At 52.6% G+C, this 14686-nt stretch carries 2 protein-coding genes; both read left to right on the top strand.

Going from position 1 to position 14686, the window contains the following annotated elements:
* Positions 1 to 18: 18 nt before the first annotated feature.
* Positions 19 to 10782 carry a non-ribosomal peptide synthetase gene (locus NSQ39_RS02250; RefSeq protein WP_065894154.1) on the top strand — a complete coding sequence of 3588 codons (10764 nt, stop codon included), beginning with the start codon at positions 19 to 21 and terminating at the stop codon, positions 10780 to 10782.
* A 57-nt stretch (positions 10783 to 10839) separates the two neighbouring features.
* Positions 10840 to 14685 (top strand): non-ribosomal peptide synthetase, encoded by a 3846-nt coding sequence (locus NSQ39_RS02255; RefSeq protein ID WP_216898851.1) that lies wholly within the window; start codon positions 10840 to 10842, stop codon positions 14683 to 14685.
* The last annotated feature ends 1 nt before the right edge of the window (position 14686 follow it).

The raw sequence follows: 14686 nt of genomic DNA on the forward strand, positions 1-14686 counted from the left end.
AAACATACGAGGTGGCTTATGGGGAAACAAAAGATTCAAAAGGTATATCCTTTGACACCGATGCAGGAAGGGATGCTGTATCACGCAATGCTTGATCCGGAATCTTCCTCTTACTTCACACAGCTGGAGCTTTTCATAGACGGGGATTTTGATTTAGAGATCTTTGAAAAAAGCGTGAATCTGCTCGTGCGTTCTTACGATATTCTCAGAACGGTTTTCGTTTATCAGCAATTGCAAAAGCCGCGTCAAGTCGTCCTGGCCGAGCGCGGAACGAAGGTTCATTTTGAAGATATCGCCGGATGGGATGAAGCGCGGCAAAACATGCGCATCGGACAATATAAACAGGACGTTCAGAAAGCCGGATTTAACCTTGCGAAAGATATGCTCTTTAAAGTGGCGGTTTTCCGGCTTGCCGATCAGCAATATCAGCTCATCTGGAGCAATCATCACATCGTGATGGACGGCTGGAGCATGGGCATATTGATGAAGCGGCTTTTTGAAAACTATGAAGCGGTTCGTTCAAACCGTCCGGCTCCGCTTGATCAAGGCAGGCCTTATGCCGACTATATCAAATGGCTCGGCCGGCAAGACAAGGAAGAAGCCGGGGCCTATTGGGAAAAGCGCCTCGGCGATGTGGAAAGCCCGAGTGTCATCCCGGGCCGAAAAGCGGGAGAGGCCGAAGGGGTCTATCAGAATGAAGAGTTCACATTGGTATGGGAGCGGGATTTGGTCGATGCCGTCCAAAGGGCGGCCAACCGCTATAACGTGACGGCGCCTAATCTGTTTCAGGCGATGTGGGGAGCGGTTCTTGCCAAATACAATGCCGCAGATGACGTGGTGTTCGGCACGGTTGTGTCCGGACGCCCGTCCGAGGTCAACGGCATCGAACATATGGCGGGCTTATTTATCAATACGATCCCGGTCCGCTTAAAAATCGGGAAAAACGCTACATTTGCCGAACTTTTCAAGCAGGCGCAGCAGCATGCCATCGAAGCGGAGCAATACGATTATCTCCCGCTGTATGAGATTCAAAAGAGCTCCGCTTTAGAGGGCCGTCTCATCAGCCATCTGGTTGCGTTTGAAAACTACCCATTGGATAAAGAGTTGGAAAACGGGGCGATGAAGGAGCGTCTAGGCTTTTCCATCAAAGCGGGAGCGGCCTTTGAACAAACGAACTACGATTTTAACCTGATCGTATACCCGGGAACAGAATGGACGCTCAAGCTGAAATACAACAGTGCGGTTTATGACGCCTCCTTCGTTGAGAAGGCGGCGGAGCACCTGACAAGGCTCGCCAGGATCGCCGTGTCCGATCCGGAATCACCGGCAAGGCGGGCCGGGATTTTATCAGATGAGGAACAAAAAGCGCTGCTTGCCTTCAATGATACAAAAACGGACTATCCGCGGGACAAGTCGATTCCGGAACTGTTTGAGGAACAGGCGGAACAGACGCCTGAAAAAGCGGCTGTCGTTTACAACGGATCGAGCATCACGTACCGCAGGCTCAATGAAAAAGCCAATCAGCTTGCGCGGCGTTTGCAGGAAAACGGCCTGATGCATGGGGGAAGGGCAGCGGTCATGATGGAGAGGTCGCTTGAATCGGCCGTCGGCATGCTGGCGGTGCTGAAAGCAGGCGGCGCATACGTGCCGATTGATCCGGACTACCCCGAAGATCGAATCCGCTTTTTGCTGGAAGACAGCGGTGCAAACATCGTCGTCATCAAGCAGGGAACAAAGCGCTCTTTCGACGGGTATAAAACGATTGCGGCTGATGATAACTCGCTTGAACGTGAAGATTCCGCCAATCTTGAAACGATCGCGAAGCCTGATGATCTCGCGTACTGCATATATACATCTGGTTCGACAGGGAAGCCGAAAGGCGTCATGGTCGAGCACCGCAATATCGTCCGCCTCGTCAAAAACGCCGGATATATTCCGCTTCATGCCGAAGTGAACATGGCGCAGACGGGAGCGGTCAGCTTTGACGCCAGTACGTTCGAGGTGTTTGGCGCATTATTGAACGGAGCGACCCTCTTTCCCGTTCCGAAAGAAACGCTTCTTGATGCGAGAGCGTTCAAAGCGTTTTTGGAAGAGAACGGCATCACGACGATGTGGCTGACATCACCGCTCTTCAATCAGCTCGCACATCAAGATCCGAACATGTTCAATACCGCAAAAGATATCATCATCGGCGGAGATGCGCTCGTACCGGGCATCGTCAACAAGGTCAGGCGCGCATGTCCCGCACTCTCCCTTTGGAACGGCTACGGCCCGACGGAAAACACGACATTTTCGACATGCTTTTGCATCGACCGGGAATATGAGCACGCGATCCCGATCGGAAAGCCGATTGCAAATTCAACGGCCTATATTCTTGATGACGAACAACAGCTTCTCCCGATCGGCGTGCCCGGCGAGCTGTGTGTCGGCGGAGACGGCGTGGCGCGCGGCTATTTGAATCGGCCTGAGCTGACCGCCGAAAAATTCGTCAGCGATCCATTTAGAGAAGGAGGGCGGATTTACCGGACAGGCGATTTGGCAAGACGGCTTCCCGACGGAAACATCGAATTTCTCGGACGGATTGATCACCAGGTGAAGGTGCGCGGCTTCCGGATCGAATTAGGCGAAATCGAAGCAAGGTTGGCGCAGCTTGACGGCATTCGTGAAGCAGCGGCCATCATCCAGGAAAACGATGCGGGCGAGAACGAAATCTGCGCGTATTATACGGGCGATCGGTCAGCTGCTGACGTGCGCTCAGAGCTGTCCAAGCCGCTTCCTGAGTATATGATCCCGTCTCATTTCACCCGGCTTGAGGCGATGCCGCTTACGGCAAACGGAAAGGTCGATAAACGCAGGCTTCCTGAGCCGGCTGCAAAGGAAGCGGATGCCCTATACCAACCTCCTGAAAATGAAACGGAAGAAATTCTCGCCGCGATCTGGGAAGAGATTCTCGGCATCAAGCGTCCTGGCATCGATGACAATTTCTTCTCAGTCGGCGGGCATTCGCTGAAAGCGATGATGCTTACGGCCAAGATTCAAGAGCAATTGCAAAAAGAGGTCCCTATCAAGATATTGTTTGAAACGCCGACGATCAGAGGGCTTGCCGAATTTCTTCAAGGGGAATCAAAAGAGGAAGTCGTCCATCCGATCGAACCAGCCCCGTCAAGCTCTTATTATCCGGTATCCTCCGCGCAAAGGAGGATGTACATTCTTAATCAGCTCGAAGAAGCGAGCACAAGCTACAATGTGCCGGCGGTGCTGCTGCTGGAGGGCGACTTGGACCAAAACCGTCTCGAATCTGCGTTTCGGGCTTTAATCAGCCGTCATGAAACACTCCGGACTTCGTTTGCCGTCATAGACGGGGACATCGTCCAGCACGTTCATGAGGACGTGCCGTTTACGCTAACGGTTTCACAAGCGGAAGAAGCGGAGGCCGAGTCGAAAATCGACGGGTTTATCCGCCCGTTTCAACTGGATCAGGCGCCGCTCGTCCGGGCGGAGCTCGTTCAATTGGAGGAAAAGCGCCATCTGCTGTTGATCGATATGCACCATATTATTACGGACGGAAGCTCGACAGGCATTTTCATCCGCGATCTTGCGCAGCTTTACCATGGCGGCGATTTGCCTGCCCAAAAGCTGCATTACAAAGATTTCGCCGTCTGGCAAAACGAACAGGAACGAACGGGCAAGCTTAAAAAACAGGAGCAATATTGGCTTGACGTATTCAAAGGCGAGCTCCCTGTGCTGGATCTGCCGTACGACGATCCGCGTCCTGCAAAACGCAGCTTTGAAGGAGAGCGGGTTGTCTTTGGAATTGATAAAAAGCTTGCAAGCGAGATTCAGAGGCTCCTTTCCGAGTCTGATACAACGCTTTATATGTTTCTGCTTGCTGCGTTCAATATCTTTTTGGCGAAGTATGCGGCACAGGACGATATCATTGTCGGATCGCCTGTTGCCGGGAGAACCCATCCCGATCTGAATGACATCCCGGGCATGTTTGTCAACACACTCGCCCTCCGCAATCGTCCTGAAGGGCAAAAAACGTTCAAAGAGTTTTTGCAGGAGGTCAAAGAAACGAGCCTTCAAGCGTTTGCCGAGCAAAGCTACCCGCTTGAAGAGCTGATCGAAAAGCTGCCTCTGGAGAGAGACACGAGCCGGAACCCGCTGTTCAGCGTATTTTTCAACATGCAAAACATGGACATGGCTGCTTTGAGTTTGGGAGGCTTGCAGATTTCTTCCTATTCCGTGCGCCATCGCACCGCAAAGTTCGACCTGTCTCTTGAAGCCGTCGAACACGACGGGGAAATCGGTTTGAGCTTTGATTATGCGACCGCTCTATTTAAGGAGGAAACGATCAGGCGCTGGAGCGGACACTTCCTGAACGTGGTCAAAACGATCTGTGAAAACCCCGGCGTCAAGCTTGCAGATATCGATCTGCTTTCTGACAACGAACGGAAGGCGCTGCTTGCTGAAGCAGTACACAGCGGGGCAGACCGGGGGGAAGACGCACCGTTTCATGAACTGTTTGAACGGCAGGTTGAAAAAACGCCTGAGCGGACAGCCGTCGTGTGCGGAGACACAAAGCTCACATACCGGGAGCTTGATGAAAAAGCCAATCAGCTTGCATACGTTCTTCGCGGAAAAGGCGCCGGCAAAGAAGATGTCATCGGCATTATGCTCGACCGTTCCGCTGACGTCATCGTCTCCATCCTTGGCGTCATGAAAGCCGGAGGCGCATTTTTGCCGATCGATCCGGAAATGCCGCCTGCCAGGATCCGGTATATGCTTGAAGACAGCGGAGCCAGCTTGCTGGTTACGGAATCAGCCTATCAAGCATCCCTTTCTGATATATATAAAGGAATATTCATAGATATTGAGAAAGACATTGATCCGGGTGTGAAGAAGGAGCGTCCTGATTCAGTCAATGACGGGGACAGTCTCGCCTATATCATTTACACATCAGGAACGACGGGCGCTCCAAAAGGCGTTCAGCTTGAACATTGCAATCTTGTGAACTATGTTTCCTGGTTTGTAAGCGAAGCGGAGCTTGCTGAATCGGATAAGTCGGTGCTCCTGTCATCCTTCGCGTTCGATCTCGGGTATACGGGCTTGTTCCCGGTCCTTCTTGCCGGAGGGGAGCTTCATATCATCCCGAAAGAAACATACACGGAACCGGACCGGCTATGCCGCTATATCAATGAAAAAGCGATCACATATATCAAGCTGACGCCGTCGCTGTTCCATACGATCGTGCAGACGCAAAGCTTTGCTTTATCTAAGGCGCTTGAGCCGCTGAGACTGATCGTGCTCGGGGGAGAAAAGATCAATCCGGCCGATGTGGAGCGGTACCATTTCCATTATCCGAAAGCCCGTTTTATCAACCATTACGGGCCGACGGAGACGACGATCGGCACGATCGCCAAACCGATCGATGCAGACGGGCTTAGCGAATTTGTCAAACGTCCGGCGATCGGGCGGCCGATTCCGGGTGCGGGAGCATTGGTATTGGATAAATCCCGCCGCCTTGTCCCCGCCGGAGCGCCGGGTGAGCTTTTTATAACCGGAAAAGGGCTTGCGCGCGGTTATTTGAACAAACGGGAGCTGACAGCCGAGAGGTTTATAGAAAACCCTTATGCACCGGGGACTCTCATGTATCAAACGGGCGATCTCGTCCGCCGTCTTCCGAATGGGGAGATCGAATTTTTAGGACGTACCGATGATCAGGTGAAAATCCGCGGATACAGGATTGAATTGAAGGAAATCGAAGACGCCCTGAAAGAGTGCAGGGATGTGGAAAGAGCGGTTGTCCTCGCTTTTGCGCCGGATTCGGGATTGGAGGAGCTGTGCGCCTATATTCAGTCGAAGCAAACAATCGCATCTTCCGAGCTGAGGGAGCATCTTTCCGAAAGACTGCCTGCGTACATGGTGCCGTCATACTTTGTCACCGTCGATGCGATTCCGCTGACGGCCAACGGCAAAGTTGACCGCAATGCCCTGCCTGAGCCGCAGGCGCCAAACGGCGAAAGCGACTCTTATGAGCCGCCGTCAACAGATCTCGAGAAAGAGCTGTGCCTTATGTGGGAAGACGTTCTCGGCATCAGGCCGATCGGTGCCGAAGACAACTTCTTCGATTTGGGCGGACATTCTTTGAAAGGGATGATGCTGACTGCAGATATTCAAGCCAAGCTGCACAAAAAGGTGCCGCTTAAAGCGCTTTTCGAATATCCGACAGTGCGCCGTCTTGCCCGCTATATCGAGTCGTCTGAAGATCAATCCGTACAGAGCGCGATACAGCCTGCTGAAAAAAGCGACTGGTATCCGGTATCATCCGCACAAAAACGGATGTACGTCCTTCATCATCTCGAAAAAAACGGCACCGGCTACAATATGCCGTCAGTGTTCTTGATGGAAGGCGACCTTGATATCGAGCGCTTAAAACGGGCGCTTCTGGCATTGGTGGATCGCCATGAGTCGCTGCGTACATCGTTTGCCGAAATCGACGGCAGCCCTGTTCAAAAAGTCCATGACAAAGCGGACATCGAGCTGAAGGTCACGCCTGTTCAAGAAGGCGAAGCCGAAAAAGAAATCAGCCGCTTTATCAGGCCGTTTGATATAAGCAGCGCTCCGCTCATCCGCGCCGAGCTGCTGTCAGTCGGGAGACAACGCCACCTGCTGTTGATCGATACGCACCACATTATTGCCGACGGCGTTTCGAGAAGCCTTTTTGTGAAAGAAATTGCAAGGCTCTACAGAGGCGAATCTCTGCCTGAGCGTAAGCTGCATTACAAAGATTATGCCGTATGGCAAACCGGGCCCGTGCAGCGGGAAACCATTCGGAAGCAGGAACAATTCTGGCTGAACGAGTTTTCAGAAGCCGTGCCGGAACTCGGCCTGCCGCTGGACTTCCCGCGCTCTCCGGTGCAAAGCTTTAGCGGGGATCAGGTTCACTTTAAAACATCGAAGCCCGCAGCGCTCAACATCCGGAGGCTTGCGACGGAGACGAAAACGACGCTGAATATCGTCATGCTGGCCGTTTTCAATATCTTTTTAAACCGTCTCACCGGCCAGAAAGATATTGTCGTAGGGTCTGCGACTGCCGGCAGAACACATTCAGAATTGAAAGACATGCCGGGCATGTTCGTCAACTCGCTGGCTCTTAAAAACCATGTGCCGCAGGACGCGACATTCCGCGAGTTTTTGGAAGATGTTAAAAACAGAAGCCTGGCTGCGCTTGATCATCAGGACTATCCGTTTGAAGATCTGATTGCCAAGCTTGATCTGCCCCGCGATATGAGCCGAAACCCGCTTTTCAATGTCATGCTGACGGTGGAAGATCCTGATAAGGAAACATTCGATTTGGACGGTGTAACGATTAAGCCGTATGACATATCGCACGCCGCTGCCAAGTTCGATTTGACGCTGGGAGCGTTTGAGAAAGACGGCGAAATCGGTCTGCAATTCGAATATGCGACAGATTTGTTTAAGAAAGAAACGATCAGGCGCTGGAGCGGGTATTTGCTCAATCTGCTCGAAGCGGTTGCTGACAATCCGAATATCCGCCTTTCAGAACTCTCCCTGCTGGATGAAGCGGAAAAACGACGGATCGTCGAAGCGTGGAACGACACGGCGCTTGACGTTCCGTCAGACAAAACGATCCACGAGCTGTTCGAAGCACAGGTCAGCCGCACGCCTGATCACGGTGCAGCGGTATTCAACGGCCGCCGCTGGACGTACCGGGAGCTCAACGCCCGCGCAAACCGTCTGGCCCGCCTGCTTATCGAAAAGGGAGCGCGGCCGGAACAGCGGATCGGCATCATGGTCAAACCTTCCCTCGAAATGGCGGCCGGAGTGCTTTCGATTTTGAAAGCAGGAGCGGCTTATGTGCCGATCGATCCCGCCTATCCTGAACAAAGGGTCAAATACATCCTGGAAGACAGCGGAGCGGAGCTCCTGCTGACGCAAACGGGTACAGCCGTGCCTGACGGCTTCTGCGGGGAAACAATTTTGCTTGATGCCGTGTTAGCCGGGGAAGTGACTTCAGAAGACGAGGTGAATCCGCAGTCAGAGGCAAAACCGGACAACCTGGCCTACCTAATCTACACATCAGGTACGACGGGCCGGCCGAAAGGCGTCATGGTCGAGCACCATTCGCTTGTGAACTTGTGCTATTGGCACAATGACGAATTCGTTGTCACTGAACGCGACAAGAGCGCGAAATACGCCGGCTTCGGCTTTGATGCATCCGTGTGGGAGATGTTCCCGTACTGGATCGCCGGAAGCGAGCTGCACATGATCGATGAAGCGATCCGGATGGATATCGTCCGCCTGAATCAGTATTTTGAAGAACACGGCATCACGATCACGTTCCTCCCGACTCAGCTGTGCGAGCAGTTTATGGAGCTTGACAACAAATCGCTGCGCGTGCTTCTGACGGGCGGCGACAAGCTGAAGCGGGTCGAAAAGCGCGGCTATACGCTCGTCAACAACTACGGCCCGACGGAAAACACGGTCGTGGCGACAAGCACGGCGATTGACCCTGACGAAGGAATGCTTTCGATCGGCAGACCGATCGCCAACACCCGCGTTTACGTGCTCGGAGAGCACAATGAGGTACAGCCTGCCGGTGTCACGGGTGAATTGTGCATCGCCGGCCGCGGCTTAGCGCGCGGCTATCTCAACAAGCCGGAAGAAACGGAGAAGCGCTTTACGGCAGACCCGTTTGTACCGGGCGAGCGGATGTACCGGACGGGCGATGCCGTTAAGTGGCTTCCGGACGGCCGGATCGAATATATCGGCAGGATCGACCAGCAGGTGAAAATCCGCGGCTTCCGGATCGAGCTTTCTGAAATCGAAGTACAGCTTGCGAAGCTTCCAGGAGTACAAGAAGCAGCCGTCACTGACATCGAGGATGCGCATGGCAACAAAGCGCTCTGCGGCTATGTGACATCAGCCGAACCGCTTGATACAGGACGCCTCGCGGACCAATTAGCGAAGACGCTGCCTGATTACATGGTGCCCGCATATTGGGTGCAGCTCAGCGAGCTGCCGATTACGGCGAACGGAAAAGTCGACAAACGCGCGCTTCCACAGCCGGACCTTACCGTGCAGACAGCTGAATACAAAGCGCCGCGAAGTGAGACCGAACAGCTGTTGGCGGATGTTTGGCAGGAGGTTCTCGGCGTCGAACGAATCGGGATCAGCGACAATTTCTTCACGCTCGGCGGGGATTCGATCAAAGGGATTCAAATGGCGAGCCGCTTACAGCAGCACGGCCTGAAGCTTGAGATGAAAGACTTGTTCCAGCACCCGACGATCGGCGGGATCAGCTCTTATATCGAATCGACGGAAGGAAAGCCGGCCGACCAGGGGCCTGTCGAAGGCGAAGTGATACTTTCACCGATTCAGCGCTGGTTCTTCGAACGCTCGTTTTCGAATGAGCACCACTGGAATCAGTCGGTTATGCTTCACGCGCCGTCAGGCTTCGACCCTGAGATTGTTGAACAAACATTGCAATCATTAGCCGGTCATCATGACGCACTGCGCATGGTTTACAGAAAAGAAGGCGGCCGGATCATTCAATACAACCGCGGACCGGATGAGAGGGCTTTTGCCTTCCGAGTGGTGAATCTCCAGTACGTCTCAGACGCTCAAGCGGAGATCGCTGCCCAAGCGGAGCGGTTGCAGGCAAGCCTTGATATCGCGAAAGGCCCGCTGATGAAAGCAGAGCAGTATCTGACGGCTGATGGGGACCATTTGCTGATCGTCATCCACCATCTCGTCGTGGACGGCGTGTCATGGCGGATTTTGCTGGAAGACTTTGCAGCGGGCTATCAGCAAGCCGCAAAGAATCAGGATATTGTCCTCCCTGATAAAACCGATTCGTTTAAAGACTGGGCCGAAGAGCTTGCGGTTTATGCGCAGTCCGAACAGTTCCTCAAGACGTGCGGCTATTGGCGCGAACTGGAAAAAGAACGGGTGCCGGCATTGCCGAAAGACCGCATTGTCAGCGAGAGAAAAACAAAAGACACAGCCGCTGCCAAGTTCGAGCTGACCGAGGAAGAAACGCGTCTCTTATTGACGAAAGTTCATGAGCCGTACGGTACGGATATCAATGATATTCTCCTTTCCGCCTTGAGCCTGACGATCCGGGAATGGACGAATCAATCGGGGGTCTGTATCAATATGGAAGGGCACGGCAGGGAAGAAATCATGCCGAATATGAATATCTCGAGAACAGTGGGATGGTTCACCGCCCAATATCCGGTTATCTTAAAAGCCGGCGAGGGAGGTTTGCCGGAGCTTATTAAAACCGTAAAAGAAACGCTCCGGCAGATCCCTGATAAGGGAGTCGGCTACGGCATTCTCAGGTATGTAACAGACCGGCAAAAAGCCGGCGATATCGATTTCTCCATCAAGCCGGAGATCAGCTTTAACTATTTAGGGCAGATAGACAATGAAGTGCAGACTGAATTTTTCGGCCCGTCTCCATACGATATGGGACATCAGGTTTCGGAAGAATCGGAAGCCCTCTACGCCCTGAGCTTCAGCGGCATCATCAGCAATGAAAAACTCATCATGTCCTGCTCCTTTAATACAAAGGAGTTTGACAGGTCTACCGTGCAGGAAAGGATCGAACGGTTTAAGCATCATCTGCTTTCATTGATCGACCATTGCACGGCCAAAAAGGAGCGGGAGTTCACGCCTAGCGACTTCAGCGCCGGCGGTCTTGAAATGGAAGAGATGGGCGACTTGTTTGATGTGCTTGAAGAAAATTTGAAATAAACATTGTGCGAGTTGCCCGCTTCCCAAGCGGGCAACTCCGTGAAAGGGGGACAAAACGTGAGCCAGTTTAAAAAAGAGCATGTGCAGGATATTTACTACTTATCTCCAATGCAGGAAGGGATGCTGTTTCATACTCTGCTGCATCCGGGACAGAGCTTTTATATTGAACAGATCAGCATGCAGGTAAAAGGCTCTTTTCGAAAAGATCTATTGGAAAAAAGCATGAACGTGATCGTCGAAAGGTATGATATCTTCCGGACCATATTCGTTCACGAAAAAATGAAAAGGCCTGTTCAAGTCGTCTTAAAAGAAAGGCATTTTCATGTGGTAGAAGTCGATTTATCAGGGCTTTCCGAAGAGGAGCAGAAAGAGCGTATCGAGGATTATAAACAGGAAGACAAACGAAAAGGCTTTAATCTGTCAAAAGACATCCCGATGCGAACGGCGATTTTCAAAACGGGAGCAGATGCGTATGAATGGGTGTGGAGCTACCACCACATCCTGCTTGACGGCTGGTGCTTCGGCATTGTCGTTCAAGAGCTGTTCAAAGTGTACAATGCACTCCGGAAAAACAAGTCTTACAGCTTGAAACCTGTCAAACCGTACAAAGAATATATCAAATGGCTCGAACAACAGGACAAACAAAAATCGCTTTCCTATTGGGAAGAATATTTAGCCGGATTTGAGGGGCAGACGACGTTTGCCGAACAGCGGAAAAAGACGAATCAAACAGGCTATCAGCCTGAAGAGCTGCTGTTTACATTGCCGAAAGCCGAAACGGAAGCTTTTGCAAAACTCGCAAAAGCCCGCAATACGACGCTGAGCACGGCGCTTCAGGCGGTATGGTCGGTGCTCCTCAGCCGCTATCAGCGTTCGCGCGACTTGATATTCGGAACCGTGGTCTCGGGGCGTCCCGCCGAAATAAAAGGCGTCGAGCATATGGTCGGCTTATTTATTAATGTTGTTCCGAAGCGGGTCACATTCGGCGACAAAACGACCTTTTCGGAGCTGATCGCCCGCTTGCAGAAGCAGACGCTCGAATCAGAGCCGCACCAATACGTGCCGCTTTACGATATCCAAAGCAAAACGGCGTCGCCTGATCTGATCGATCATATCATCGTGTTTGAAAACTATCCGCTCCAGGAAGCGAACAAACAGCAGGAGGAAGACGATCTCGGCTTTTCAATGGGGCGTGTCAGCGTGTTTGAAAAATCGAACTATGACTTGAATCTGCTTGCATCGCCGGGCGAAGAAATGATGCTGAAGTTCGCTTACAACGGAAATGTCTTTGATACATCGTTTGTGGAGCGCTTAAAGGATCAGCTCATAGAAGCGATCAGCCGGATTGCCGGCAATCCGGATCAGCCGCTTAATGGCATCACCATCGTCCCTGAAAACGAAAGAAAGCAACTGCTGTATGACTTTAATGCGCCTGAGGAGAAAACAACATCCGCTATGGCGATTCCGCAATGGTTTGAGCATTATGCTGAATTCATGCCTAACGAACCGGCCGTGTCGGCGGCGGGCTGCACGCTTACATATCGTGAATTGAACGACCGGGCCAACCGGCTCGCCCGCTACTTGAGAAAAAAAGGAGTGGGCCGAAAGAAGGCGGTAGCCCTCTTTTTCCGCCGCTCGCCGGACATGGCCGCCGCGATTCTCGCTGTTTTAAAAGCGGGAGGGGCTTATGTGCCGATCGATCCGGAATATCCCGATGACCGCATCCAATACATGCTTGAAGACAGCGGTGCGCTGTGCCTGCTGACTCAAGAGGAGCTCGCCGGACGAACCGTGTCGCTTTCCTTTAAAAACGAAACGGTGTTGATCAATGATCCGGCCGTTTCCGGTGAAAGCGGAGAAAGCCTTGGGATAGCCATTGACCCTGACGATCTTGCGTATATCATGTATACATCGGGAACGACCGGAAAACCGAAGGGCAACCTGACGACACACGCCAACATCACAAGAGTCGTCAGAGACACGAATTACATCGACATCACCCGCCAGGACACCTTGCTGTCCCTGTCTAACTACGCATTCGACGGATTTACGTTTGACCTGTACGGCGCTCTTTTGAACGGCGGAAAACTGGTGGTCGCAGGTCAGGACACCATTCTCGATATCAGCGGGCTCACGGAAACGATAGAGAAAGAAAAGATTACTGTCATGTTTGTGACAACGGCGTTGTTTAATCTTCTCGTCGACTCAGGAACCGGCTGGATGAAAGGACTGCGCAAAGTGCTGTTCGGAGGCGAACGCTCGTCTGTCAGCCATGTCAGAAAGGCGCTGGCGGAAATGGGGCCGGGAAGGATCATCCATGTATACGGCCCGACCGAAACGACCGTGTTTGCGACATTCTATCCCGTCGACAGCGTGAGCAGTGAAGCAGTTTCGATTCCGATCGGCAAACCATTGAATCAGACTGCGGCTTTCATTTTGACGGAGAAAAACGAGCTTCAGCCGCTCGGAGCGGTCGGCGAGCTGTGCCTGAGCGGAGCCGGCGTATCGCTCGGCTACTTGAACAGACCCGATCTGACAGCGGAGAAATTCGTCCCGCACCCGTTTATCCCTGGCCAAAACATGTACCGGACCGGGGACTTGGCCCGATGGCTTCCGGACGGCAATATCGAATTTGCCGGACGGATTGACGATCAGGTGAAAATCCGGGGGCACCGGATTGAGCTTGGCGAGATTGAGGAACAGCTTACCCGTTGTCCCGGCGTAAAAGAAGCTGTTGTCCTTGCTGCACGAAGCGGAAGCGGCGATTTAACGCTGACAGCTTATGTCGTTCCGGCTTCCGGCGGCGTCACGGAAGAAGCGATTCGCGGCCGCCTTGCGCAAAAGCTGCCGGCCTATATGGTGCCGCCTGTCTATTTCATACTTGAAGAATTGCCGCTGACGCCGAACGGAAAAGTGAACCGGCGCCTTCTTCCGGAAGCAGGAGAAGCCTCGGTACGAGAGGAGCGCAGGGAACCCCGCAATGAAACGGAAGCCAAGCTGGAGAGGATTTGGTCAGATGTGCTCGGCCGTCCGCACATCGGCATAGACGAGAACTTTTTCGAAATCGGAGGCCATTCATTGAAGGCGATGGCTGTCATCTCCCGGATATTGAAGGAGCTGGGGGCGGAAGTTCCGGTGAACATCATATTCGAATCTCCGACAATTGCGGCAATGGCTGCGTATATAGACGGCGGAGGCAAAACGGATGAAGCCGATAGAACCGTGTTCAATCCGGAAGCCGGCCGATACGTATTCGCTTTCCCGCCCGTTCTCGGATACGGCATTATGTACGGCAAGCTTGCCGAACAATTGCCGGAATATAAGATTTGCGCCTTTGATTTTATCGAAGCGGGAGACAGAGTCGAGCGTTTTGCGAACACGATCACGAAGCTTCAGCCTGAAGGTCCGCTGACATTGCTCGGCTACTCTGCAGGCTGCGGCCTTGCCTTTGAAGTGGCGCAGCAGCTTGAAAAAAGCGGCCGTGAAGTCGACAGGCTGATCATGATCGATTCGTATATGAAAAACAATGTCAGCGATTTGGAAGGCCGCACTGTCAAAGATGACGTCGCAGCGCTGCTAGAAGTCAACAAAAACAACGAATACATGCAAATCGAAGCAGTTGCGGAAGGCATTGCCGGAAAGCTTGAAGCGTACTATTCGTATTTTGTCGGCTTGATCCATCAAGGACAGGTTGACTCCGATATTCACTTTATTCAATCCGAGTCGCAAAAACCGCTCCCGGTATGGCTTTCTTCGTGGAAAGAAGGAACAAGGGCGTCTTATCGAGAATATCAAGGGTACGGAACGCATGATGAAATGCTCGCTGACGGCTTTGTAAAACAAAACGCGGAGATAGTCAGACGGGCTTTAAGCGAGCGTGCCGTTGTAAACGGGGGTGTATAAT

Origin of the sequence: Bacillus sp. FSL W8-0848, assembly GCF_038007805.1 — a bacterium.
Taxonomy (GTDB): domain Bacteria; phylum Bacillota; class Bacilli; order Bacillales; family Bacillaceae; genus Bacillus; species Bacillus glycinifermentans.